Genomic DNA, 25,048 nt, shown 5'->3' on the forward strand with positions numbered 1-25,048 from the left:
GCTGGTAGCCGCAGGCCCGGCGGATTCCCAGCCGCGACGGCCGCTCCGCCGGTAGGGTGGGGCCATCAAGGGGAGTACTCCCGCTTGCAGTGAGTCCGTCACTACGGATGCGTCATCGCATCCCGGGCCGCTGGTCCCACAGCCGTAAGGCCGGGGCGGAGGAGACCTTGGCGAGTCGCTACGCCTATCCCCTTGGAGTCCCGGTGCAGGTCACCCCGCTCATCTGGATCATCACCATCGCGGTCACGATCGCGTTCTTCGTCTACGAGTTCTTCGCCCACGTGCGCAGGCCGCACGAGCCCACCATCGGCGAGTCCGCCCGCTGGTCCGCGTTCTACATCGGTCTGGCGCTGCTGTTCGGCGTCGGCATCGGCATGGTCTCCGGCTGGACGTACGGCGGCGAGTACTTCGCCGGCTACCTCACCGAGAAGGTGCTGTCGGTCGACAACCTCTTCGTCTTCCTGCTGCTGATGTCGGCGTTCGCCGTGCCCAAGGCGTACCAGCAGAAGGTGCTGATGATCGGCATCATCATCGCCCTCGTGCTGCGCGGCGCGTTCATCGCGATCGGCGCCTCCCTCATCGAGAACTACTCGTGGGTGTTCTACCTGTTCGGCGCGCTGCTGCTGTTCCTGGCGTGGCGTCAGGCGTTCGGGTCGCACGACGCCGACCCGTCCGACAACCGGCTCATGCGGTTCGTGCGCCGCCACCTCCCGGTCACCGATGACTACCACCGTGACCGCCTCACCGTGAAGAAGGACGGCCGCCGCTTCGTCACCCCGATGCTGCTCACCATCATCGCGATTAGCCTCATCGACGTCGTCTTCGCTGTGGACTCGATCCCGGCGATCTACGGGCTCACCAGCGAGGCCTACCTCGTGTTCACGGCGAACGCGTTCGCGCTGATGGGGTTGCGCCAGCTGTTCTTCCTCATCGGCGGCCTGCTCGAGCGGCTGGTCTACCTCTCGCAGGGCCTCGCGGTCATCCTGGGCTTCATCGGTGTCAAACTCGTGTTCCACGCGCTGCACGTCAACGAGCTGCCCTTCCTCAACGGCGGTCAGCCGGTGACGTGGATCCCCGAGATCCCGACCTGGTTCTCGCTCGCCTTCATCGGCGCGACGATCGCCGTCGCGGCGGTGCTGAGCCTCCGGAAGACGCGGAAGGACGCGCGCGGCGCCGAGGTCACGACGGGCGCGGCTCGGCAGAGCTGAGCGGGGAGGCGCCCGGGTCGCGTCGCCAGGCGCGCAGGGTGTGCCGGAAGCCGACGATCTCGTGGCCGACCACCTCGATCACCGCGCCGAGGGCTACCAGTCCGATCACGATGCTCAGCGCGGTCAGCGTGCCCGGCTCTTCGAGGTCGATGCCCTCGCCCGGATGCGTCACCGCCCCGACGACGACGGCGGCGGCGAGCGGGACGAGGGTGACCAGCAGGAGCGGCAGGTGCGTCAGGTCGAACGACCGCAGCAGCACGCTCCAGGTCAGGAAGATCAGGGCGATCGTCACGGCGAGCGGGACAGCCAGCGCAAGGGCGACGCCGAGCATCGAGACACCGCCGCCCTCGATGGCGATGGTCGTCAGGTGCAGCCCCGCGCCGATCGCGGCGATCGACCCGAACAGCGCGAGATGCGCGTAGCGCCAGGCGAAGGCGCGCTCGCGGCGCCGCTCCAGGATCAGGCGCGACGGCACCAGGAAGTAGGTCCACCAGACCGCCGCCGCCGTCACCAGCCCCGAGGATGCGACGAGCACCGCCTCCATCGACCAGCCCTCGTTCTGGGTGAGCACGCCGACCGCGGCTGTCGTCCCCGCGATCACCTCGCCGATCGTGATGATCGTCAGCAGGCTGAACCGCTCCGCCAGGTGCCCGGCGTTCCACGGCGAGAAGCCGTAGCGACGGGTCGCCAGAACCGGTGCGGCCATCTCGAACAGAGCGAGCACGATGAGGGCGCCGACGGTGACGCCCACGGGCAGCGGGATGACCGCGGTCAGCAGCCAGCCGACCTGCGCGATCGAGATGATGATCACGTACGAGACGGCGTTGCGCCGATGATCCGGATCCTCCCGGGCCGCCCGCAGCCAGAGCAGGATCTGCGGCACCCGCATGATGATGTAGCCGATCACCATGAGCAGGTTGTTGGGGCTCTCGCCGTGCGCCGCCCGCTCGAAGCTGACCGGCAACCCGTACGCCAGCACGATGACGCCGATCATCTGCACGATGGTCGCCAGCCGGAACAGCACGTCATCGTTGCCGTATGCCGAGGCGAACCAGGTGAAGTTGAGCCACGCCCAGGAGACCGCCCAGATCGCGAACGCGTAGGCGCCGAGAGCCGGCCAGACGTCCCCGTGCGCGAGCTGGCCGGCCAGCTGATCGGAGGCGGCGGCGAAGGCGACCACGTACGTGAGGTCGTAGAGCAGCTCCAGCGGTGTGGTGCTGCGTCCACGTTCGTGCGGGTCGCGCCCGCGCATCGGCCGCACCCGGTGCCGCAGCTCCGACCTCAGGTCGTCCGTCATGTCGGTCATGCCGCTCCCTCCCGGTCTCGCGCCGAGTCTGACGCATCGGCGGCGGACGTGGAAGGGTAACGGGAGCGTCTGCGCGCTCAGACGCCGCCGATCCTCTCGGCCAGCAGCGTCAGCAGCGCCTCGGCCGCGCGACCCGGACGCGCGCGGGCGATCGCGCTCAGCCGCCAGTCGACCGGCTCGCGGAGCGGACGCACGACGACACCCGCGGCCGGGATGATGGTCAGTTCGGGCAGGGCGGCCACCCCGAGCCCTGCCGCCACGAAGCGCGGGATCTCGCCCAGATCGGCCAGCTCCGTGGGCACCCGGCGGGAGAGCCCGAGGGCGGAGAAGGCGCGATCGAGGGTCACGCGGTTGCCGAAGCCGGCCCGGGCGTCCACCCACGGCTCCCCCGCGAGGTCGGCGAGCGAGACGGCGCCGCGACCGGTCAGTGGATGCGCCTCCGGCAGCACCGCGAGGAAGGGCGAATCGGCGAGCGGACGCGTGAGGAGGTCGGGCACGGCGTCGGGGAGACCGTGGAACGCGATGTCGAGGCGGCCCTGGCGCACGTCCTCCACGAGGCCGGTGGAGCCGCTGGGCGACGGACCGAGGCGCAGGTCGACCTCGGGGTGCCTGCGGTGGAACTCGCCCATGACGCCGGGGAGGTCGACGGTGGTGAGGTTGGTGAAGATGCCGACGCGCACGGTCCCGCGCAGCGGCCCTTCACGGTCCGCCAGTTCGCGCATCCGCTCGACCGCCTCCAGAGCCGCCCGGGCCTCGGGCAGCACGGCCTCGCCCACCTCGGTCAGACGCACGCCGTGCGCGTCGCGCTCGAACAGGGGCGCGCCCAGCTCGCGCTCCAGGCTCTGGATGCCCGCAGACACCGTGGACTGCGCGGCGAAGACACGCTCGGCGGCTCGGGTGAACGTGCCTTCCGCCGCGACCGCGGCGACGTATTCGAGCTGGCGCGTGTCCACGGGACAATCGTATCCTTCGATTCTCGCCATCGGCTATTTCCGTTGGACTCGATAGCTCCGGAGGAGCATCCTTCAACCATGACCACCATGCTCGAAGCCCCGACCACCGATCGCCGCCCCTTCCGCCTCCGTCACGGGGCCGGCTTCTGGGTCATCGCCGCGGCGTTCCTCGCGGTGATGGCGTTCTCGACCATCCCGACGCCGCTCTACGCGCTGTACCAGGCGCGCGACGGCTTCCCCACCTGGGTCGTCACCGTCATCTTCGCCGCCTACGCGGTCGGGGTGATCGCGAGCCTGTTCCTCATCGGGCACCTCAGCGACTGGGCCGGCCGCCGGCGCATGGTGCTCATCGCGGTGCTCGTCGAGATCCTCGCCGCCGCTCTGTTCCTGGTCTGGAACGACATCTCGGGGCTGATCGTCGCGCGCACCCTCTCGGGCATCGGCGTCGGCGCACTGACGGCGAGCGCGACGGCGCACCTCAGCGAGCTGCGGGCGGTCGCCCGACCCGAGGAGGGTCCGCGCCTCGCCGGCACCGTGTCCACCGTGGTGAACACCGGCGGCCTCGCTCTCGGCCCGCTGATCGGCGGCGCGTTCGCGCAGTTCCTGCCCGCTCCCCTGCTGCTGCCGTACGCGGTGTTCCTCGTGATCCTGGCCGTTGCCGCGGTCGCCGTGGCGCTCGTGCCCGAGACCGTCGAGCGGGCGGAGGAGCGCCCGGCGTACCGGCCGCAGCGCATCTCCCTGCCCGCCGAGGCCCGTGGCGCGTTCTCGGCCGCAGCGGTGGCCGCCTTCGCCGGGTTCGCCGTCTTCGGTCTCTTCACCTCCCTCGCGCCGAGCGTGCTCGCCGGGACGCTGCATGAGACCTCCCACCTGCTCGCCGGCGCCGTCCCCTTCGCGGTCTTCGCCGCCTCGGCCGTCTCGCAGATCGTGTTCGGCCGGCTGTCCGCCCGCGCGCAGCTCGTGCTCGCCCTCGTGCTCATGCTGCTCGGGCTGGCCGGACTCGCGGCCGGTGTGCTGCTCGCCTCCCTCGGGGTGTTCGTCGTCAGCGGCGTGCTCGCCGGCGCCGGCGTCGGCCTCCAGTTCCGATCGGCCATCGCGGCCGCCGCGTCGCTGGCCGCCCCCGAGCGTCGCGGCGAGGTGCTGGCCGCCATCTTCCTGATCGCCTACATCGGGCTGGCGCTGCCGGTACTGCTGGTCGGCGTCGCGCTCGTCCTCTGGCCGCTCGTCCCCGTACTGGTCGTTTTCGTGGCAGCGATCGCCCTGCTGTCGGTCCCGGCCGGGCTCCGGATGCTGCGCCGGGCCTGACGCGCCCGCGTAGGCTCGGAGGATGACCGCATCCGCCCACTCCGCCCGCCCCGTCGCCCTCGTCACCGGTGCGTCACGCGGCATCGGCCGGGCGATCGCCGTCGAGTTGGGACGATCCCACCACGTGCTCGTCGGCGGCCGGGATTCCTCGGCCGTGGAGGCCGTCGTCGCGACCTTGCCCTCCGCCGAGCCGTACGTGGCCGACCTGGTCGGCGCATCGCTCCCCCGCTGCCGGGGCGACTCGACGTGCTCGTGCACTCGGCGGGCGTGGAAGACGGCGGGACGGTCGAGGAGACGGACCTGGACACGTGGCGGCACGTGTTCGAGGTCAACGTGTTCGCCGTCGCGGCGCTCACCCGCCGGGCGCTGCCCGCGCTGAGGGCCGCGCAGGGGCTCGTGGTCGCCATCAACAGCGGGTCCGGGCTGGCCAGCGGGCCGGGTGGCGGCGTCTACGCGGGATCGAAGTTCGCGCTGCGGGCGCTCACCGACGCGCTGCGCGAGGAGGAGCGGCCGCACGGCGTACGCGTGAGCAGCATCCACCCGGGACGCGTCGACACCGACATGCAGCGGGCGCTCGTCGCCCGAGAGGGCCTCCAGTACGACACGGCGTACACGATCACGCCGGAGATGGTGGCCGCGACCGTCCGCGTGGCGGTTGACCTGCCCGCGTCGGGCACGGTCGAGTCGCTCAGCGTGCGGCCCTTCCGCCGCCGCTGAGCCCCTCGACCGCGACGCTCGCGCGGCTACTTGCCCTGCGCGGCCTTGCTCTCGTCCGGACCGCCGCCCGAGGTGGTGTCCTCGCCGGGCTCCGGCGCGCTGCCGTCCGAGCCCGACCCGTCGGGCAGCTCGTCCGCATCGGGGCGCTGGTTCTCGTCGCTCATCGCGTCATCCTTCCGTTGGGTCCTGACCGCGCGACCGTACTCCCGTCCCCGCGGCTGGTCCATCGGGCTCCGTCAGCCCACTAGGAGAACAGCGGGAGCGGATCGATGATTCGCACCCCGACCGTCATAAGAAGCGCGAGCGCTCGTCTGAAGAAGACAAGGGCTTCGCGCCCGCTAACGGAAAGGCCATCGCACGTGATCCAACTCGAGAACCTCACCAAGAGGTACGGTGACCGGACAGCGGTCGACGACGTCACCGCCACCATCTGCCCCGGCCGGGTCACCGGCTTCCTCGGCCCGAACGGTGCGGGCAAGTCGACCACGATGCGCATGGTCATGGGCTTCGATCGACCGGATGGCGGTCGCGCCACCGTAGCGGGCCGCGAGTACCGCCGGCTCGCAGCCCCGCTTCGGGAGGTCGGGGCGCTCCTCGACGCGAAGGCGGCACATCCCGGGCGCAGCGCATACCATCACCTCTCCGCCCTGGCGGCGACGCACCGCATCCCCCGCGGACGCGTGGACGAGGTCATCGGGCTGGCCGGGCTCTCCTCGGTCGCGGGCAAACGAGTCGGCGAGTTCTCGCTCGGCATGGGCCAGCGCCTCGGCATCGCGGCGGCGCTCCTCGGGGATCCGGGCGTGCTCATCCTCGACGAGCCGGTGAACGGCCTCGACCCCGAGGGCGTGCGATGGGTGCGCGGCCTCGCGCGCAGCCTCGCGGCCGAAGGTCGCACCGTCTTCCTCTCGTCGCACCTCATGAGCGAGATGGCCCAGGTCGCCGACCACATCATCGTGCTCGGCCGGGGCCGGGTGCTCGCCGACGCCCCGGTGGACGAGATCATCGCGGGGGCGTCCCGCGGGTCGGTCCGCGTCCGCAGCCCACGACTGTCCGAGCTCACTGCGGCCCTCGACGGCACCTCCGTGAGCATCATCGACGACGACTCGGCAGAGGTGTCGGGCACCACCCCGGAGGCGATAGCCGACATCGCGCTCGACCTCCGCATCCCCGTCTACGAACTGACCCCGGTCGACCCCACGCTCGAAGACGCGTACCTCGCGTTGACGCGGGACGACGTCGAGTACCGGACGGAGGGAGCACGATGACCACGGTCAACCCCTACCTTCAGAACTCGCGACTCGCCTTCTCCGGCGTGGTCGCGTCGGAGTGGACGAAGCTCTTCACCCTCCGCTCCACGTGGTGGGCCGTGCTCGCGGCCCTCGCCACCAGCATCGGCGTGAGCGTGCTCGCGCTCTACGGCGTCTCGTCGATGGCGGCCCAGGCGGCAGCGGCGCCCGAGGGCTCAGCACTGATCGCACGAACCGCCACCCTCGGCTGGCGGTTCGGGCTCCTCGCCGTCGGCGTGCTCGGCGTGCTGACGATCACCGGCGAGTTCGGCACCGGGATGATCCGCTCGAGCTTCGCTGCTGTCCCGACCCGGCTGCCCGTGGTCGCGGCGAAGGCGCTGGTGCTGTTCCTCTCCGGCACGATCATGGGCCTCGTGTCCGCCGCCGCCACGTGGGCCGTGTCCCTTCCGATCCTGTCCGCGCAGCACATCGCAACCGATTCGGGGAAGCTTCCACCGACGGTGCTCTGGTCCGTGTTCGGGACGGCGGCCTACCTGGGCCTCTGCGCGATGTTCGCCCTGTTCGTGGGCGCGATCCTCCGCAGCACCGCGGGAGCCGTGGCGACGGTGGTCGGTGTCTTCTTCATCCTGCCGCTCGTCATGAACCTTCTCGCCCAGCTCACCCAGGCGGAATGGGCCGCGTCCGCAGCCAGCTACATGTTGGATGCGGCCGGCTCGGGGATGTCGGGCGTCGCCAACGGCGACCTCCAGTCGTGGCAGAGCGCGCTCGTCGTCGTCGCCTGGGCGGCCGTAGCGGGAATCGTGGCGGGCGTCACGACAGCGACGCGCGACGTCTGACGGCTCGGAGGGCGCGGCCGCAGCCGCGAACGGCGCCCTCCGAGCCTCACCGTCTCGTCGCCCGGCTCCCGTACACTTCATCCGCACGCCGTCGAAACGTCGTGCGGAGAAAGGTCGGTCTGTCACGCCGTGAGCGCAGCATCCACTCCACCCGCCGACGCCCTCGCGCGGCGGCTCCGTCTCGGCGACGCGATCACCATCGGGCTCGGTTCGATGATCGGCGCCGGGGTGTTCTCGGCCTTCGCCCCCGCTGCGGCGGCCGCCGGGGCCGGGCTGCTGATCGGACTCCTGCTGGCGGGGATCGTCGCGCTCTGCAACGCGACCTCCTCCGCCCAGCTCGCCGCGCAGTATCCGACCTCGGGCGGGACCTACGTGTACGGCCGCGAGCGCCTCGGCGAGTGGCCGGGCTTCCTGGCGGGATGGTCGTTCGTCGTCGGCAAGACCGCCAGCTCGGCGGCGATGGCGCTCACCTTCGCCACGTACGCCGTGCCCGGTCCGTGGGTGAAGCCGGTCGCCATCCTGGCCGTCGTCGTGCTCACCATCGTCAACACGCGGGGAGTCACGCGCACCGCGCTGCTCACGCGCATCCTCGTCGGCGTCTCCCTGATCGCGCTGACGGTCGCCGTCGTGATCGGTTTCACGCACACCGCGGCGAGCGCGAGTGCGCCGGGAGCGCCGGTCTCGCTGTACGGCGTACTCCAGTCCGCCGGCCTGCTGTTCTTCGCCTTCGCCGGGTACGCGCGCATCGCCACGATGGGCGAGGAGGTCGTCGACCCGGCGCGCACCATCCCGCGCGCGATCACCTCCGCCCTCGGGATCGTGCTGGTCGTGTACGCGCTCGTCGCGACCTCCGCACTGCACGCGCTGGGGCCGGCGGGGCTGGCCGGAGCCACCGCCCCGCTGAACGCCGTGGCCGAGACGAGCGGGGCCGCCTGGCCGACCGTGATCGTGCGGGTCGGGGCCGCGGCGGCCGCCCTCGGCGCGCTGCTCGCGATGGTGGCGGGTATCGGCCGGACCAGCCTCGCGATGGCCCGCAACCGCGACCTGCCGGTGTGGCTCTCCGCCGTCCACCCGCGATTCCGCGTGCCGTACCGGGCCGAACTCGTGCTCGGGCTGGTCGTCTGCGTGCTCATCGCGGTGACCGACCTGCGCGGGGCGATCGGGTTCTCCTCGTTCGGCGTGCTGCTGTACTACCTCATCGCGAACGCGTCGGCCTGGACGCAGGACCGAACGCACCGCCGGTACCCGCGCGCCTTGGCGCTGGTCGGTGCGGTCGGCTGCGTCGTGCTCGTCGCCACGCTGCCGGTGGGGTCGGTCGTCGCCGGGCTGCTGGTCCTCGCGGTCGGAATCGGCTACCGTCTGGTGCGGCTGCGAGTGGCACCGGATGCTGCGAACAGGCGCGACCAGGCAACGCGATGAGGGATGGGGACGAGACCATGAGCGACGCGACCAGCACCGGCGGCATCGACCCTCAGGCCGCCCCGACCGGACCCGGCTGCGCCGAGTGCATGCAGACCGGCGACTGGTGGCTGCACCTTCGGCGCTGCGCCGAATGCGGGCACATCGGATGCTGCGACGACTCGCTGAACACGCACGCCTCCAAGCACGCGGAGAGCACCGGGCACCCGATCATCCGCAGCTTCGAGCCCGGCGAGGACTGGTTCTACGACTACCGCACCGGGTCGTTCATCGACGGCCCGGAGCTGGCGCCGCCGGTCAGCCACCCGGTCGACCAGACCGTTCCCGGCCCGGCCGACCGCGTCCCGCGGGACTGGGAGCGGCAGCTGCAGCAGCATCGTTAGGCCGCAGCGGCGCCGGGGACGACGACGACCTTTCCGCGCAGGGCACCCGAGGCCGCCTCGGCGTGCAGCGCGGCCAGGTCGCTGAGCGGAACCCGCCGGTCCACCTGCACGGTCAGTTCGCCGCGGTCCACGAGGCCGACGAGCTCGGTCAGCTGATCGACGTCGCTGCGGACGAAGACGTCGACCGCGCGCACCCCGCGCTCCTCATCGGCCGGGGCCGGCATCCAGGCCGTCGTGCTGACGACCACCCCGCCGTCGCGCACGCGGCCGACCAGCGCGCGGAACTCGTCCGGTGAGATGGGCGCCAGGTTGAGCAGCACATCCACCGGCTCGCCCACGGCAGCGACGACCTCGGTGTCGGTGTGGTCGATCACCTCGTCGGCGCCGGCCGCCAGTACCGCGGCACGGCTGCGCGGGCTCGCGGTCGCGATCACGTACGCCCCGGCCCGCTTGGCGAGCTGCACCGCGTACCCACCGACGGCACCGCCCGCGCCGCTGATCAGCAGCCGCTGACCGGCTGAGAGTCCGGCGTCGTCGAACAGGGCCTGCCAGGCGGTCAGCCCGACCGAGGGCAGCGCCGCCGCATCCACCAACGGGATGCTCGTCGGCGCCGGGGCGAGGGCGTCGGCCGGCGCGACCACGTACTCCGCATCGGCGCCGTCGGCGACCATCGGCAGGAAGCCGATCACGGCATCCCCCACCGCGAAGCCGTCGACGCCGTCACCGAGTGCATCCACCCGACCGGACACGTCGTAGCCCGGCACGTGCGGCAGCGAGACGGGGATCGCCTCGCGCAGGTTACCGCTCCGGATGCCGTTGTCGGCCGGGTTGAACGCCGCACCGGCGACATGGATGCGGATCTGGCCGCTGCCCGGAACCGGCGCCTCGACGTCTTCGTAGCTCAGGACCTCGGGGCCGCCGTACTGGTGGAATCGCGCTGCCTTCATGATGCTTCCTCTTCTCGTTATCTGCTTCGAATTCGAAGCAATAGGCCGACTCTAGCACCGCTTCGAATTCGAAGCAACGTATACTTGCCGGATGGACGACGCCTCCCCCGCCCTCGACCCGTCCGAGCTCGGCGCCTACTTCGCGCTCATCGAGGCGACGAGCCTGCTCCGGCACGCGGTCGAGCAGCAGCTGCGGGAGGCCGGCGACCTCAGCTACGTGCAGTTCCAGCTCCTGGCGCGGCTCGGCGACGCCCCCGACGGCAGCCAGAACATGACCGAGCTCGCCGACGGCGTGGTCTACAGCCGCAGCGGCCTCACCTACCAGGCCGGCCTGCTCGAGAAGGCCGGCCTCGTCACCCGCGCGCCCTCGGCGGACGACGAACGCGGCACCACCGTCACCATCACCGACGCCGGACGCAAGCGCCTGGCGGCCGTCTTCCCGGGGCACATCGACGTGCTGCACCGGATGTTCCTGGATGCGATCCCGCGCGACGACGTCCGCACGCTCGAGCGCGTGCTCACCCCGGTCGTCCAGCACATGCGCGCGCTGCCGCCGCGCTCCGCCGCACGCCGCAAGGGCCGAAGCGCCTCCTAGCGCCCCTGGCCCGGCGGCCCCGACGCGAATAACGTGGCGGCATGAGCCCGTCGTCGAAGTCCGAGACGTTCCTCGAGGTGGAGGGCGAGGAGGTGCGCATCTCGAGCCCGGACAAGGTCGTCTTCCCCGAGCCCGGGCTGACCAAGCTCGACCTCGCGCGCTACTACGTCGCCGTCGCCGAGGGGCGCTGCGCGGCGCGGGCGGTCGGCCGATGGTGCTGAAGCGCTTCGTGAAGGGGCTTTCGCAGGAGCCGTTCTTCCAGAAGCGCGTGCCCGAGGGCCACCCGCCCTACATCGACACGGCGACCCTGCGCTACGCGCGCGGTACCTCGGCCGAGGAGACCGTCGTGCGCAACGCCGCCGGCCTCGCCTGGGTCTCGAACCTGGGCTGCCTCGACCTCAACCCGCACGCTGTCCGGGCGGAGGACCTCGACCATCCCGACGAGCTGCGCGTCGACCTCGATCCGATGCCGGGCGTCGACTGGTCGCAGATCGTCGACGTGGCGTTCATCGCCCGCGACGTGCTCGAGGACCACGGCCTGGTCGGCTGGCCGAAGACGAGCGGGTCGCGCGGCCTCCACATCCTCGTCCGCATCCGGCCGGAATGGAGCTTCGCCGACGTGCGGCTCGCGGCCGAGACGCTGGCGCGCGAGGTCGAGAACCGCGCACCCGGCATGGCCACCGCGCGCTGGTGGAAGGAGGAGCGCGGCGAGAGCGTGTTCGTCGACTTCAACCAGAACGCGAAGGACCGCACGGTGGCCTCCGCCTACTCCATCCGACCGCTGCCGGATGCGCGCGTCTCGACGCCGCTCGACTGGGACGAGGTCCGCTCCCGGCGGCCGGAGGAGTTCACGGTCGGCTCGGTGCTCGAGCGGTTCGCCGAGCGCGGCGACCCGCACGCGGGCCTCGACGAGGCGGTGGGATCACTGGATGCGCTCCTCGCCCTGGCGAAGGAGCTCGGCCCCGCCGAGAAGCCGCCGCGGTCGGGCGACGGCGAGGGCCGGCGCGTGTCGCAGATGCCGCTGATCGAGATCGCGCGGACGAAGACCAAGCCCGAGGCGATGGATGCGCTGGCGCAGTGGAAGGACGCCCATCCCGACGCCGCAGCGCAACTCCACCCCGCGGACGAGCTGGTCGACGGGATGCGCGGCGCGAGCTCTCTCTGGTATCGCGTGCGCATCAACCTCCAGCACGTGCCGGAGGCGGAGCGGCCGGAGCAGGGGGCGCTGCTCGCCGACTACGACCCGTGGGCCGGCCGGGCGTGAGCGGGGAGGCGGGGTACTACGGCTGCGCCGGCAGGCTGATGGCTCCGGTCGCGGGGGCGGACGGGGTCTCCGCCGCCAGAGCGAGATCGGCAACGGGCAGCGTGCGCTCGATGTGATCGCGAAGCGAGCTCATGAGGTTCCTATCGTGAAGGGGGCAACTGAGAAATCTTGCGCCACTTCTCCTGGGAGATCGCAGAGCAAAACGCCGAACTGCCCGGAAACGTCACGCGTACTGGGGGTCGGGGCCCGCAGAACGAGAGGAACAGGATGAAACTGCTGTTGACATCCGGCGGTGTCACGAACGCATCGATCCGCGAAGCGCTGATCGGCATGCTCGGCAAACCGATCGCCGAGAGCGACGCCCTCTTCATCCCGACCGCGCAGTGGGGGCAGCCCGCGTGCGACCCGCGGAGCGTCTGGCTGTCGACCGCAGGCCGTCGCGACGACCCCGGGCTCGTCGGCCTCGGCTGGAGATCGGTCGGCGTGCTCGAACTCACCGCGCTGCCGACCGTCGCCGAGGAGCGGTGGATGCCGTGGGTGCGCGACGCCGACGTGCTGCTGGTCGATGGCGGCGAGGCCCGCTACCTCTTCACGTGGATGCTGCATTCGGGGCTCGCGGCGATGCTGCCCGAGCTCGCCGGCACCGTCTGGGTCGGGGTCAGCGCGGGCAGCATGGTGATGACCCCGCGGGTGGGCCGGGAGTTCCTCGACTGGCAGCCGGACGGCCCCGACGACACGCTCGGACTGGTCGACTTCTCGCTCTTCCCGCACCTCGACTACCCCGGCTGGACGAGCAACACGCTGGAGGCCGCCAGGCGCTGGGCGGAGCGCATCCCGGGCCGGTCGTACGCGATCGATGAGCAGACGGCGATCTCGGTGATCGGCGACCGGGTCGAGGTGATCAGCGAAGGGCACTGGGAGCAGTTCGACAGCTGAACGCCCGCGATCACGCCCCTCGTCCCGGCCGGGGCCCCTCCGCCTCGATCACGAGCCCGAGATCGCGCAGCTCGCGCTCCGACTTGCCCGCGATCTTGCGCCCGAGAAGGGGCCTGCCGTCGCTGTGCTTGTAGACGCCGGCGGGTTCCCTGGCGAGCGGCTCCTCCCACCCGCGGTACAGCGCGACCATGCGGAGGACGTAGCCGACGACGAATGAGATCCCCGCGGCCCACCAGGTGTTCAGGCCGAGAGCCGTGCAGCAGATCCAGACGATCCCGGTCAGCGCCGCGATGCTGACGAACCACTCGCCCTGGATGAAATGCTTCGGCGTCACGCCGCTCGACACATCCACGAACCAGCGTCCCGCCGTCGGGCCGATCACCGCGAGCGCCAGGACGCCCAGGATCGGCAGCCCCACCGACTCGCCTTTCTGCGCGCCGACGATCGCGTACAGCGGCAGGGAGAACGAGGTGAAGAACTGGAACACGCCCTCCCGGAACAGCTGCCCCTGCCCGTAGGCGAGCAGGTAGCCGATGACGCCGAAGACGAGCGCCAGGGTGATGTACGCGGGGTTTGTGAGCGCGCCGGGCACCTGGTTGACGATCACGTCGCGGGTGATGCCGCCGCCGAGGCCCATCAGGAGCGCCATCCCGAGCACCCCGATCACCGTGAAGTTCTTGTAGTGGTCGGGGCGCCGGGCGAGCAGGGCGCCGTTCAGGGCGTTCGTCGAGGCCGCGATGAGGTCCAGGGTGGTGAAGTCACCCGTCCACTTCCAGCCGCCGATGGTGATCGGCGACGCCGCGACGACCTGCTCGAGCATGATGCTCACGCCCCCGCGTGGCCGGTCATGCCGTGGTCGGGGTGGTGATCCTTCACATCCACGGCCGCCGGTTGCGCCTCGTGCAGCGTCGTGACGTACTGGATGATCGGGCCGATCTGCAGGTGCTCCTGCGGCACCAGCGTGCCGGGCTCCGGCGGCGTGTACGGGTCCGGGGTCCCCGGCTTGATCGGCGGTTCCAGCGCGAGCGATTTCAGGAACGCGCTCGCCGCCGCGGCCATGGGATGCACCGCCCAACCGTGCGGGAAGTCGATCTGATGCTCCTCCCGCGGATCCCACTCCAGGTTGTGGACGTGCGGGAAGCTGTATGCCGACCACGTGGAGTAGAAGTCGTCCTGCTGGAACAGGTGCACCTTCCACTGCCGCCACTTGATCGCCTGAAGCCGGTTGCCCTGGATGCAGAGGACGGTGTCGCGGCCGGACTCGTCGGCGTCGCCGAGCAGGAAGTCGCGCATGTCCATCCCGTCGATCGTCCGATCGCCGGGGACCTCGCCACCTCCGGCGAGCACGAGCGTGGTGAAGAGGTCGACCTCGTGCACCATCTCGTTGCTCACCCGGCCCGCGGGCACCTTGCCCGGCCAGCGGACCATGCACGGCGTCCGGTTGGAGCCCTCGAGCGACGTGAACAGGGAGCCGCGCCACGGCCCGTTGAAGCCGTTCCAGACTCCGCCCACCGGGTCGGGGTCGCTGTTCGGGAAGTGGTAGGTCGAATCCGCGCCGTTGTCCGACGACCACACGACGATGGTGTCCTCGGCGAGCCCGAGAGCCTCCAGTTCGTCGAGGACCATGCCGGTGAAGTCGTCCATCTGCGTCAGGATGTCGGCCCAGTTGCCGTGCTTGGTCTTCCCGGCGTACTCGGGGTCGGGGATCGTCGGCGCGTGCACCTGCGTGTACGGCAGGTACATGAAGAACGGCTTGCCGTCGTCCTTGCTGCGGCGCATGAAGTCGATCGCCCACTCGGTGATCTTGCGATCGAATCCGGCGCGCCATTCCGGGTCGTACGGGGAGACCGGCACCGGGTCCTCGCCCTTCTTGCGCGAGTAGATGGTCTGGTACTCCATCGGGATCTCGGTGTCGCCCGCGTACGGCTTGGCACTGACGGTGCCCTTCGGGAAGTACGACTGCGCGGCCCAGAACACTTCGTCCGCGGTGCGGGGCGACCACACCGCCTCGTCGAAACCGAAGTCGACGGGTCCGCGGTGCGCGGGGTCGGACCCGAGGTGCCACTTGCCCCACATCCCGGTCGCGTAGCCCGCATCCGACAGCGCCTGGGCCATGGTGACCTCCCAGCGCGTGAGGCCGTCCGGGCCCACGACGGCGACCGCACCGGTTCCCGAGCGGATGGCGTGCCGCCCGGTCAGGAGCGACGACCGGGACGGCGTGCACTGCGACTCCACGTTGAAGTTGAGCAGCCGGAGGCCATCGTCGGCGAACGCGTCGATGCGGGGCGTCGGAGCACCGCGGAGGACACCTCCCCCGTAGCAGCCGAGCTCACCCCAGCCGAAGTTGTCCCAGAAGAAGACCACGATGTTGGGCTTGTCAGGCATTTCCGTGCCGTCCTTTCGTGTGTGCGGGTTCGTGCGTGCGGGCCGGACAGACGGACTATGACACCGGCCCGTGCCGCGTGGATATACAGTTGCTGCGCTCAGAGACCGCCGCTGCGGACGACGGCGCCTGAGCCCGACGGGACGAAGTCGACGATGGCGTGCTCCGAGGCGATGTCGGAGAGCGAGTCGAGGACCGGCCCGGGCGGCCGGCCGGAGGTCCAGGCGAGGATGGCGGAGCTTCCGTCGGGCAGGAGCGACGAGATGCTCCGCAGGCGCCGCGCGGAGACGCTGCGGCCTGCCCACAGCCCGTACAGCGCCCCGGCGAAGATGCCGAAGACCGCCCAGCCGATGCCGGTCGCGAGACCGGTGCGCAGGATGCCGCCACCGAAGGCGCCCGCGATCGCCCCGCACACGAGGCCGAACAGCCCCCAGCTCACGATGTTGCCGCGGACCGTGGCCGCCACGCCGAAGGATGGATCGGCCACATGCCTGCGCCCTCGCGGGTCGGTTCGGATCACCAGGTCGAGCTGCGCGGCCTTCGCCACCGCTCGATCCGACTTCACCCGTGCGGCGATGGCGCGTGCGGTCTCCGGCTGGCGGTACCGCACCAGGATCATGCTGAGAAGCGCTTCCGCGGCGCCGCCGGCGACCGGAGGCGCCTCACCGGTCGCCGCCGCCGACCACGTCGATCCCGCGACGCTGAGGTCGTCCGCGATGCCGACGACGCTGGCGCTCTCCGGCGCGAGCCCGGCGGCGCGGGTCAGCATGCCCTCCGGGTCCCGCGTCTCGACGAACAGGAGAAGCGCCGAGGAATCGGCGGGCAGCTGCTGCCCGATCGTGGCGAGCTCCGCCTTCGACGCGAGATGGAGGCTGTAGTAGGTGTTGAGGAAACCGCAGAGCGCGCCCACCGGACCCCAGATCGCGGCGCCGACCCAGCCGCTGGCGACGAGACCGAAGAGCCCCCAGGTGACGAACGGGACCACCGTGCCGGCGACCACTCTGCGGGGATCGTGCACGGTCGCCCGGTGCCGCTTGTTCACGGAGAGCACCACGGCATCCAGCACAGGGGCGCCCGTCGAGCGGAGTTCCGCATCCAATCGGCTGCGGGCCTTGCCCGCGCCCTTCGCGTCGGAGAAACAGGCCAGGAGGACTGCGAGTGTGCTGCCGTTCATGACGTGACCTTCTTCGCATCCGGTGCATCCGGTGATCGACCAAAGGTAGGACCGGCCTGTACGCGTCCGATATGCAGTTGCCTGCTCGCGGGGGCGCGATCACCGGCGGTAGCATCCGCGCATGGGGGAGATGGTGCGCATCGAGGGCGGGACCTTCAGCATGGGATCCGCGGAGTTCTATCCCGACGAGCAGCCGGTGCACCGGCGCAGGGTCGAGACGTTCCTGATCGACCGCTACGAGGTCACGAATGCGGAGTTCGCCTCGTTCGTCGACGCCACCGGCTACGTCACGGTGGCGGAGCGGCCCTCGAAGCCCAGCTCTTCCCCGAGCTGAGCGACGACGAGCGGATGCCCGGCTCGATGGTCTTCACGATGACGCCCGGACCCGTCGACCTCCGGGAGTGGCGCAACTGGTGGCGGTGGGAGCCCGGCGCGGACTGGCGGCACCCCGAGGGCGCCGGTTCGTCCATCGAGCACCGCATGGACCGGCCGGTCGTGCAGGTCGCCTACGAGGACGCCGTCGCCTACGCGGCCTGGTCGGGCAAACGGCTGCCGACCGAAGCCGAGCACGAGTTCGCGGCGCGCGGGGGCGTCGAGGGCGCGCGGTTCGCGTGGGGCGAGGAGCCTTATCCCGGCGGGGAGGCCCGCGCCAACTCCTGGATCGGGCGCTTCCCCTACGACAACCGCGGGCGGTTCGGAGCGGCGCCGGCTCCGGTCGGCTCGTATCCGGCGAACGGTTACGGCCTCTTCGACATGATCGGGAACGTGTGGGAGTGGACGAGCGACGTCTACGCGCCGCGGCACGTCATCCCCGGCGAGGCAGCTGTGGAGGCGGGATCCCGCCCGAACCTGCTCGCCGCAGGGGCCTCCGATCCGGCTGCCTCGCCGCGCCGCGTCCTCAAGGGCGGCTCGTACCTGTGCAGTCCCGAATACTGCCTGCGGTTCCGTCCCGCTGCGCGGTCGCCGCAGTCGGACGACACGTCGACCACCCACATCGGGTTCCGCTGCGCGAAAGACGCGACGGCGTAGACGCAGAAGATGAGAGACGCACCGAGGCGTCTCTCATCTTGCGCGGCGCCTGAGGCTAGGCGGCCTCTTTCACCGACATCTGGTCGAACGCGGCTTCGAGGGCGTCCTCCGCCGCGTCTTTGTCGTCCTGGACGTCGGCGGTCACGACCTTCTTCTGGGCGTTCGTCAGCAGCGCCCCGATGTCGACGCCCTTCGGATCCACCGCGACGATGAGCAGTCCGGCGTTCCCGGACTGCAGGAGCGCCCCCATCTGCTCGATGGTCTCCTTGGGGATGTTCCGGTGGAAGTGCCCGATGATGCCACCTGCGCCGGCGAGCACGCCGGTCGTGGTGCCGGCGGCCAGCGTCGCGATCCCGACGGGCGGGACGATGACGGTCAGTGCGGCGCCGAGGATGGCGCCGCCCCAGGCGAGGTGCTTGGCGGACGAGTCGTGGCGGTCCACCTTCAGCTCACCGTTCTCGTCCTTGACGATGACGGCGATGGCGATGTGGTCGAGCTGGCCCTGGTGCTTGGCGCCCCGGACCACCTCGTAGTCCTCCACCGCCGCATCCCTCGTGGCGTACGTCGCAACGGCCACGGTCGCGGGTTTCGTTGACATGGTTCCTCCTGTCTCGTGTGGGAGGTCGGGATCCCGGCCTTCGGTCACCGTAGGGCGGAGGCGCGGCCGGGCAATAGACAGTGCCCGCGACCCGGCCTAGACCGCGACTCAGAGCTTCGCCAGGCGCTCCCGAACGCCAGGGCTCGAATCGACACGGTGCTCCTTCTGACGAGCCGCTAGCGGTGGGTCGCTTCGCCGCGCAGCGCAGGGGTCTGCGACGAGTACAGCTGGGCGAGGAACGGGTTGCGCTCGGCCTGACGCTCGTAGCCGGCGCTGTCGCGCGTGCAGTCCGGGCACCAGTGGCCGCCGGCGAGGATGAGGAAGGGGCTGGCCGCGAAGATGTGCCCGAAGGCGCAGCTCCAGATCAGCGGCTCACGCGGACGCCCGTCCGGGACGACCGGCGAGACGAGCTCGCCGCCGCGGAACTCCGCGGCCCGTGCATAGTCGGCGCGATCCCACGCGCTCGGCGGCTTGCCCTCGTCGAAGCCGTGATCGAGGAACGACGGCGTCCGCGACGGCTGCGGGACGGCGAACGTCGTCCAGTCGCCGATCGCCCGCCACTCCTCCAGCGAGCCGAAATGGGCCCGGATGGCGGCCTCGTCGTGGTGCGCGATGGCGTGCATCGTCCCGCGCGGCTTCCGGGTGAGCGGCCGCATGACCAGGTTCTTCACGATCCACCCCGGTACCCGGCCGGCCGACCGGACGGAGTCCGGGAGCGTCGCGACGGCGCGTTCGAGTGCCTGGGCGAAAGTGTCGCGGCGGAACGGGACGAGCGCGTTCAGCCGGTCGCTGTCGGTGTACCAGTGACCGTGGAAGTTCCGTGTGGCGAACCAGTTGCGGTTGTACCAGCCGCGCACATCCGACACACCGAGGGCGCCGCTGATCGCGGTCTGCAGCTGCCAGTTCGTCAGCCGCCACTCCTCGCCGCCGCCGATGTTGTAGATCCCGCCCCAGAACTCTTCAGGAAGGTCGCGTTCGGCGATCCCGGCGAGGAGCCGCGCGGAATCCTCGGCGGTCGCCCATTCCATGACGCCTCCCAGGGTGGAATGGGTCATGATCGGGTCGCGGAGGGCGAGCATCCCCGGGTGGAAGATGCCGGTCTGGCGCAGCCACGCCCACTTCGGGAGCCGCGATTCGATCAGCAGCTTCTCGGCGACGACCTTGGTCTGCCCGTATTCGTCGAACTGCGACACCCGGAGCGGGTCCCCGACCCGGCCCCAGTGGATCGGCGGCGTGCGGTCGCCCGTCTCCGCCACCGAGCCGATGCCCACCACGCCGACCGAGGCCGGGTCGGGCAGCGCAGCGACGGCCCGGATGATGTTCTGCATGCTGCCGATGTTCACGCGCTGGGCGAGGGCCGGGTGCTCATCGGCGACCGGCGAGACGACGGCGCCGACGTGGAGGACGAGATCGACGTGCTGGATCGCCCGCTGGACGTCGGCGTAGTCGAGCAGATCGCCCCAGAAGACCTCGAGGTTCTCCATGTCGGCGAACTCGCCCAGGACGGCCCGGTCCTGGGGCGTGTCGAGCGCGAACGCGACGACGCGCATCCTGTCGCCGCGCTCGCGGAATTCGCGGAGGGCTGCGCGGCCCCAGTTGCCGGTGGCTCCGGTCAGCAGGACGCGGGTCCTCGGATCGACGGCCGTCACTGCTGCGCTCCCGCCAGGTCGGCGTGGGCCGCATCGGCGTCGGTGCTGAGCGCGATCAGCTGGTCGAGCGCCTCGTCGGGGATCTCGACGCCGGGGAAGCGGGCGAACTGCCCCATCGGCATGGACTCGACCATCCTCAGCATGTTGCCGTTGGACTCGGCGGCGGCGAGCTGCTCCGCCGAAGCCCCCGCCATCATCGCCTGCATCAGCGCGGGACCGACCACGGGATGGCCGAACCAGTCGCCGACGGTCGACTCGAGCGACAGCACCTGCGGCGCATCCACATCGCCGTCGAGCTCGATGGTGCGCTCGGCGACGATGTCCGCTGCCGAGGCGCCGAGCTGGACGGCGTAGCCGCCCGGCGCGACCCACCAGCGGGAATTCGGCGTGTCCCAGAACGCGAAGGCGCGGCGGCCGAGCGGCAGCTCGACGGTCGTCGAGGCTCCCGGCTCCAGCGAGACCTTCGCGAACCCGGCCAGTTCACGTACCGGCCGCCGTACGGGCGTATGCGTCGGCGCCGCGTAGAGCTGGACCACGTGGGCTCCGGCGACCGGGCCGGTGTTCGTGACCGTGACGCGCGCTACGGCGGAGTCGGCGCCGGTGACCTCCACCTCGAGCCCGGACGTGAACGTCGTGTAGCTCAGGCCGTGCCCGAACGGGTAGCGCACCTCCCGGCCCACGGCGGTGTAGTACCGATAGCCCACGAACACGCCCTCGCTGTAGCGGACCACCTCGTTCTCTCCCGGGAACGAGAGGTACGACGGGGTGTCCGCAAGCCGCAGCGGGATCGTCTCCGCCAGCCGGCCGGAGGGATTGATCTCGCCCGTGAGCACGCTCGCGAGCGCGGAGCCGACGGCCTGGCCGAGCGCCCATCCTTCGACGATCGCGTCGACACTGTCGTGCCACGGTTCGAGCGAGACGACACCGCCGTTCGAGAGCACGACGACCGTGCGGGCCGCGACGGCCGCGACGGCCGTGATGAGGTGCACGTGCGACTCGGGCAGGTCGATGTGCGTGCGGTCGAACCCTTCCGACTGGTCCTCCTCGTACAGGCCGGCGAAGACCACGGCGACGTCCGCGTTGCGGGCCGCCTCCACCGCCTCTCCTCGTAGACGCTCATCCGCTTCCGCGTTCTTACGGTCGTAGCCCGCGGCGAAGACGACATCGTGCCCGAGCCGCTCGCGCAGCTCTTCCAGCGGTATGTCGAGCCGGGTCGGGTTCACGTGCGAACTGCCGCCGCCCTGGAACTGGGGCTCCACCGCCAGCTGCCCGAGGACGGCGACGTGCTGCCCCCGCCGGAGCGGCAGTGTCGCGTTCTCGTTGCGCAGCAGTACCACCGCCTCGCCCGCCGCCCGGCGGGCCAGGTCGTGGTGGGCGTCCGCGTCGATGGCGCGGCCGCCGCCGTCGTCCCCGGCCGCGGCAGCAGTGCGCTCGGCGAGTCGCGCCAGCCGGGCGACGCTGCGCTCGACGACGGAACGGTCGAGGCGTCCGTCGCGGACGGCGGCCAGGATCGCCTCGGTGCCCTCGTCGCCGGTCCCGGGCATCTCCAGGTCGAGGCCGGCCTTCAGCGCCTGAACCCGGTCCTTGATCGCGCCCCAGTCGGAGACGACCAGCCCCTCGAAGCCCCACTCGTCGCGCAGCAGCTCGGTCAGCAGCCACTCGTTCTCTGAAGCGAACGCCCCGTTGATCGCGTTGTACGCGCTCATCACCGTCGCCGGCTGCGCCTCCGTCACGACCTGCTCGAAGGCGGGCAGGTAGATCTCGCGCAGCGCGCGGTCGTCGACCTGGGCGTCCACGCGCATCCGGTCCGTCTCCTGGTTGTTGACGGCGAAGTGCTTGAGGGATGCGCCGACGCCCGTGCTCTGGAGGCCGTGGACGTACTCGGTGGCGAGGGCTCCCGTGAGGCGCGGGTCCTCCGAGAGGTACTCGAAGGTGCGGCCGCCGAGCGGCGACCGCTTGATGTTGATCGCCGGGCCGAGCAGCACGTCGACGCCGAGGGCGCGCGCTTCGCGGCCCAGCGCCGCACCGACCTCGCGCACGAGAGCGGGGTTCCAGGTGGAGCCCAGGCCGACTCCGGGCGGGAAGCAAGTCGAAGGGATGCTCTGGTTGAAGCCGAGGTTGTCCGCGGTTCCGGCCTGGCGGCGGACTCCGTGCGGGCCGTCGACGAGCACCAGGGATCGGATGCCGTCGCCCTCCCTCGTGGACCAGAAGTCGCGTCCCGTGAGGAGGGCCGCCTCACGGGCGAGTGTGTCGTCGTCCGCGGTCGGCTCGGGCGAGGAGAGCACGTCGGCCGGGATCGGCTCGCCCGCGCTGACGGCCGCGAAGCCGCGCTCCAGGTCGGCGAGCACGGCATCCGGGCCGGGGAGCATCCCCGCGATCTGGCGGGGCGTGGTCGCCTCCTGCCCGCGGAGTCCCGACTCCATGTGCTCGGCGGCCTCCGGGATGTGCTTGGTGATGACCCCGGTGAGAACGGCCATCGCCTCCGCGCTCTCGATGAGGGTTCCCAGCGGGGTGTCGACGGTGACCGTCAGCTGCGTGTCCTGGTCGGACTCGAACGGCTCGGCGAACTCGTGCTCGCCGTGGCCGACGACATGGTGTGCTCCGGAGGGCAGCACGACATCCGCGGTCACGCCGACCGGCACGCGGACGGCCAGTCGCAGGTTGCCCTCCTCCAGCACCCAGCCGCTCTCCGCCGTGCCGTAGGGCGTGTCGAGCCGGGCGGATGCGGAGGTCAGTCCGCGCCGGGGCGGCTGAGGCGCGACGGCGATGCGCCGGTAGCCCGGGGCCGCCGGGGCCAGGCCGGCGACCACGCGGTGCAGCCAGTCTCCGATCGCGCCGAACGCGTAGTGGTTGAACGACGTCATACCGGAGGGGTTCACCGTGCCGTCGGGGAGCAGCGAGTCCCACCGCTCCCAGATCGTGGTGGCGCCCTGGTCGACGGTGTAGAGCCAGGAGGGCGCCTTCGTCTGGAACAGGAGCTTGTAGGCGGTGTCGAGGTGTCCGTTGGCCGACAGCGCGTCGCAGATCAGCGGGGTGCCGATGAAGCCGGTCGCGATCGTGAACCCGCTCGAGCGCACGATCTCGGCCAGGCGATCGGCGGCGCGGGCCCGGGCGACCGCGCCCCCGACGAGGTCGAACTGCAGCGCGAGCGCGTACGCGGTGGCGGAGTCCGACAGGAGCCGGCCGGACTCGGAGACGTACTCGCGGCGGAAGGCGGTGGCGACCTCGTCGGCCAGTGCCCGGAACCGCTCCTCCTCGGGCCGCCCGAGAAGAGCCGCCGCGTCGGCGACGATCCGCGTCGAGCGCGCGAAATACGCGGTCGCGACGATCTCGGGATAGGTGGCGGACGCCTCCGGGCGCCCGACCGGGGCGGAGGGGTCGAGCCAGTCGCCGAACTGGAAGCCGGCCGACCAGATCCTGTCGGGGCCGGCGGCTGCCTCCACCTCGGCGACCCACCGGGCCATCGAGTCGAACTGGCGGCCGAGCACCTCGAGGTCGCCGCTCGCCTGGTACATCGTCCACGGCACCACGGTGGCCGCGTCGGCCCAGCCGGCCATCGGACCGGTGTAGCCGGTCGTGATCGCGGGGACCACCATCGGCGTGCCGCTGTACCGCTGCTGCTCCGCGGCCAGGTCCTTCAGCCAGGACGTCAGGAAGCCGCTGGTGTCGAACAGGTACTCGGCCGTCGGGGCGAAGACCTGGAGGTCACCGGTCCAGCCGAGTCGCTCATCCCGTTGCGGGCAGTCCGTGGGGACGTCGACGAAGTTGCCGCGCATCCCCCACACGATGTTCTGGTGCAGCCGGTCGACCTTGGGGTCCGACGCGGCGAACCATCCCGTCCGATCCAGGTCGGAGTGCAGCACCTCGGCCACGACCGCCGACGGGTGGAACTCGCCGGGCCATCCGGTCACCTCGGCGTAGCGGAAGCCGTGGAAGGTGAACCGCGGGGCCCACTCCTCGGTGCCGCTCCCGCGGAGCACGTAGGTGTCGGTGGCCTCGGCGCCGCGCAGCGGCTCGGTGGCGAGCTCCCCGTTCTCGAGCACCTCGGCGTGCCGGAGGACGACCGTGTCGCCCTCCTCGCCGGAGACGGTGATCCGCAGACGGCCGACGAGGTTCTGACCGAAGTCCAGGATGGTGCGGCCTGACGGCGAGACGATGACGTCTGCCACGGGAACGGTCTGGGTGACCCTCACGGGCGGCCCGTCGGGGGCGACCAGCAGACCGGTGTCGAACTCGGAGACGGTCACCGGGGTCCACCCGTCCGCCGCGCCGCCGTTCGTCGCCCCGCCGAGCGTAGACCAGCCGGGGTCGAGCAGCCGGGCGTCGAAGTGCTCACCGTTGTAGAGGTCGGCGGACACGATGGGCCCGGCGGAGCTCTCCCACGCCGCATCCGTCGCGATCACCCGCCGGTCGCCGTCCTCGAACTCGACCTCCAGCTGGGCGAGCAGCCCCAGTTCGGTGCCGTACCACTCGCGGCGGCCGTCCCAGCCCAGGTAGCCCCGCCACCATCCGTCCGCGAGCCACGCGCCGATCGTGGTCGTACCGCCCTCGACCAGGTCCGTGACGTCGTAGGTCTGGTAGCGCAGGCGGGAATCGTAGGCCGTCCATCCCGGCGCCAGCTCGTCGTCGCCGACGCGCCGGCCGTTGATCTCGAGCTGGTACAGGCCGTGAGCGGTGGCGTACACGCGCGCCCGGCGCACCGGCTTCGCGGGCAGCTCCGTCGTGCGACGAAGCAGTGCCGCGGCTCCCGGAGCCGGGGTCACGAGCTCGGCCGCCCAGTCGGCCGGCTGCAGGAGCCCCGCCTCGACGTCGGACCACTCGGACCACTCGGAGGTCGTGCCGTCCTCACCCGTCACGCGCACGCGAACCCGCACGCGCTCACGCGACGCCAGTTCGGCGAACGGCCACGGCACGAGCACCGATTCGCGGCTGCTCACGTGAACGGATTCGCCGGACGCGGTCTCCACCTCGTAGGAGGCCTGCGCCCAGTCGCTCGGCGCCTCCTCGACGATCCAGCTCAGCCGCGGCGCGGCCTCGCCGATGCCGAGGGCGTCGCGGTGGTGTTCGAAGCGGACGGGGGTGACGGTGACGGTCATGGCAAG

Annotated in this window: 18 protein-coding genes and 3 pseudogenes; 11 read left to right on the forward strand and 10 right to left on the reverse strand. The window is 71.3% G+C overall.

The annotated features are described in order from the left end of the window. Positions 1–203 precede the first annotated feature (203 nt). Complete coding sequence (locus tag ACQ86M_RS13920) at positions 204–1,208, forward strand: TerC family protein (protein WP_431245900.1); 1,005 nt, start codon at positions 204–206, stop codon at positions 1,206–1,208. Here the strand turns inward: ACQ86M_RS13920 and ACQ86M_RS13925 are convergent. Together ACQ86M_RS13925 and ACQ86M_RS13930 are read right to left on the reverse strand one after the other, a co-directional pair. Continuing rightward, positions 1,180–2,514: a low temperature requirement protein A gene (locus tag ACQ86M_RS13925; protein ID WP_431245901.1), complete on the reverse strand. Its 1,335-nt coding sequence runs from the start codon at positions 2,512–2,514 to the stop codon at positions 1,180–1,182. The genes ACQ86M_RS13920 and ACQ86M_RS13925 overlap by 29 nt on opposite strands. 77 nt (positions 2,515–2,591) lie before the next feature. Next, positions 2,592–3,467: a LysR family transcriptional regulator gene (locus ACQ86M_RS13930; RefSeq protein ID WP_431245902.1), complete on the reverse strand. Its 876-nt coding sequence runs from the start codon at positions 3,465–3,467 to the stop codon at positions 2,592–2,594. 78 nt (positions 3,468–3,545) lie between these two features. Here ACQ86M_RS13930 and ACQ86M_RS13935 point away from each other — a divergent pair, with 78 nt between their 5' ends. Together ACQ86M_RS13935 and ACQ86M_RS13940 are read left to right on the forward strand one after the other, a co-directional pair. Then, positions 3,546–4,769 carry an MFS transporter gene (locus ACQ86M_RS13935; protein ID WP_431245903.1) on the forward strand — a complete coding sequence of 408 codons (1,224 nt, stop codon included), beginning with the start codon at positions 3,546–3,548 and terminating at the stop codon, positions 4,767–4,769. Between the two features lie 22 nt (positions 4,770–4,791). Then, positions 4,792–5,486 (forward strand): annotated as a pseudogene (locus tag ACQ86M_RS13940) (SDR family oxidoreductase). 26 nt (positions 5,487–5,512) lie between these two features. Here the strand turns inward: ACQ86M_RS13940 and ACQ86M_RS13945 are convergent. Next, a complete protein-coding gene (locus ACQ86M_RS13945) occupies positions 5,513–5,650 on the reverse strand; it encodes a hypothetical protein (protein ID WP_431219253.1) in 138 nt (45 codons plus the stop codon). A 195-nt stretch (positions 5,651–5,845) separates the two neighbouring features. On the opposite strand from ACQ86M_RS13945, the gene ACQ86M_RS13950 reads away from it, so the two are divergent. The 4 genes from ACQ86M_RS13950 to ACQ86M_RS13965 all read left to right on the forward strand — a co-directional run bounded on the left by ACQ86M_RS13950 (position 5,846) and on the right by ACQ86M_RS13965 (position 9,371). Further along, positions 5,846–6,751 carry an ATP-binding cassette domain-containing protein gene (locus ACQ86M_RS13950; protein WP_431245904.1) on the forward strand — a complete coding sequence of 302 codons (906 nt, stop codon included), beginning with the start codon at positions 5,846–5,848 and terminating at the stop codon, positions 6,749–6,751. Beyond that, entirely contained in the window at positions 6,748–7,569 is an 822-nt protein-coding gene (locus tag ACQ86M_RS13955; RefSeq protein ID WP_431245905.1) for an ABC transporter permease subunit, read from the forward strand. Before ACQ86M_RS13950 ends, ACQ86M_RS13955 begins: the two co-directional genes overlap by 4 nt. A gap of 129 nt (positions 7,570–7,698) precedes the next feature. Continuing rightward, positions 7,699–8,988 (forward strand): APC family permease, encoded by a 1,290-nt coding sequence (locus ACQ86M_RS13960; protein ID WP_431245906.1) that lies wholly within the window; start codon positions 7,699–7,701, stop codon positions 8,986–8,988. A gap of 17 nt (positions 8,989–9,005) precedes the next feature. After that, positions 9,006–9,371, forward strand: a complete 366-nt coding sequence (locus ACQ86M_RS13965; protein WP_431245907.1) for a UBP-type zinc finger domain-containing protein — start codon at positions 9,006–9,008, stop codon at positions 9,369–9,371. Here ACQ86M_RS13965 and ACQ86M_RS13970 read toward each other — a convergent pair. Then, positions 9,368–10,318 (reverse strand): NADP-dependent oxidoreductase, encoded by a 951-nt coding sequence (locus ACQ86M_RS13970; protein ID WP_431245908.1) that lies wholly within the window; start codon positions 10,316–10,318, stop codon positions 9,368–9,370. The two genes, ACQ86M_RS13965 and ACQ86M_RS13970, sit on opposite strands and share 4 nt — an antisense overlap. A gap of 91 nt (positions 10,319–10,409) precedes the next feature. Here ACQ86M_RS13970 and ACQ86M_RS13975 point away from each other — a divergent pair, with 91 nt between their 5' ends. The 3 genes and pseudogenes from ACQ86M_RS13975 (at position 10,410) to ACQ86M_RS13985 (ending at position 13,113) form a co-directional block, all read left to right on the forward strand. Beyond that, positions 10,410–10,913 carry a MarR family winged helix-turn-helix transcriptional regulator gene (locus ACQ86M_RS13975; RefSeq protein WP_431245909.1) on the forward strand — a complete coding sequence of 168 codons (504 nt, stop codon included), beginning with the start codon at positions 10,410–10,412 and terminating at the stop codon, positions 10,911–10,913. Between the two features lie 41 nt (positions 10,914–10,954). Further along, a pseudogene (locus ACQ86M_RS13980) lies at positions 10,955–12,177 on the forward strand (DNA polymerase domain-containing protein). A gap of 267 nt (positions 12,178–12,444) precedes the next feature. Next, complete coding sequence (locus tag ACQ86M_RS13985; RefSeq protein WP_431245910.1) at positions 12,445–13,113, forward strand: Type 1 glutamine amidotransferase-like domain-containing protein; 669 nt, start codon at positions 12,445–12,447, stop codon at positions 13,111–13,113. Between the two features lie 10 nt (positions 13,114–13,123). Here ACQ86M_RS13985 and ACQ86M_RS13990 read toward each other — a convergent pair whose 3' ends face one another. The 3 genes from ACQ86M_RS13990 to ACQ86M_RS14000 all read right to left on the reverse strand — a co-directional run bounded on the left by ACQ86M_RS13990 (position 13,124) and on the right by ACQ86M_RS14000 (position 16,670). Further along, entirely contained in the window at positions 13,124–13,933 is an 810-nt protein-coding gene (locus ACQ86M_RS13990; RefSeq protein WP_431247894.1) for a trimeric intracellular cation channel family protein, read from the reverse strand. Positions 13,934–13,938: 5 nt separating this feature from the next. Beyond that, positions 13,939–15,498 carry a sulfatase-like hydrolase/transferase gene (locus ACQ86M_RS13995; RefSeq protein WP_431245911.1) on the reverse strand — a complete coding sequence of 520 codons (1,560 nt, stop codon included), beginning with the start codon at positions 15,496–15,498 and terminating at the stop codon, positions 13,939–13,941. Between the two features lie 98 nt (positions 15,499–15,596). Beyond that, positions 15,597–16,670: a hypothetical protein gene (locus tag ACQ86M_RS14000; protein ID WP_431245912.1), complete on the reverse strand. Its 1,074-nt coding sequence runs from the start codon at positions 16,668–16,670 to the stop codon at positions 15,597–15,599. Positions 16,671–16,800: 130 nt separating this feature from the next. Here ACQ86M_RS14000 and ACQ86M_RS14005 point away from each other — a divergent pair. Then, positions 16,801–17,699, forward strand: a pseudogene (locus ACQ86M_RS14005) (formylglycine-generating enzyme family protein). 55 nt (positions 17,700–17,754) lie between these two features. Here the strand turns inward: ACQ86M_RS14005 and ACQ86M_RS14010 are convergent. From ACQ86M_RS14010 to ACQ86M_RS14020, 3 genes are all read right to left on the reverse strand, one after another. Next, positions 17,755–18,297: a hypothetical protein gene (locus tag ACQ86M_RS14010; protein ID WP_431219265.1), complete on the reverse strand. Its 543-nt coding sequence runs from the start codon at positions 18,295–18,297 to the stop codon at positions 17,755–17,757. A gap of 176 nt (positions 18,298–18,473) precedes the next feature. After that, the gene (locus ACQ86M_RS14015) at positions 18,474–19,946 is read right to left on the reverse strand and encodes an NAD-dependent epimerase/dehydratase family protein (RefSeq protein WP_431245913.1); all 1,473 of its coding nucleotides are present in this window, start codon (positions 19,944–19,946) and stop codon (positions 18,474–18,476) included. Beyond that, the gene (locus ACQ86M_RS14020) at positions 19,943–25,042 is read right to left on the reverse strand and encodes a family 78 glycoside hydrolase catalytic domain (protein WP_431245914.1); all 5,100 of its coding nucleotides are present in this window, start codon (positions 25,040–25,042) and stop codon (positions 19,943–19,945) included. The genes ACQ86M_RS14015 and ACQ86M_RS14020 overlap by 4 nt, the downstream gene beginning before the upstream one ends. Positions 25,043–25,048 lie beyond the last annotated feature (6 nt).

It is taken from the genome of Leifsonia xyli subsp. cynodontis (genome assembly GCF_050632205.1).
GTDB classification, from domain to species: Bacteria; Actinomycetota; Actinomycetes; order Actinomycetales; family Microbacteriaceae; genus Leifsonia; species Leifsonia xyli_D.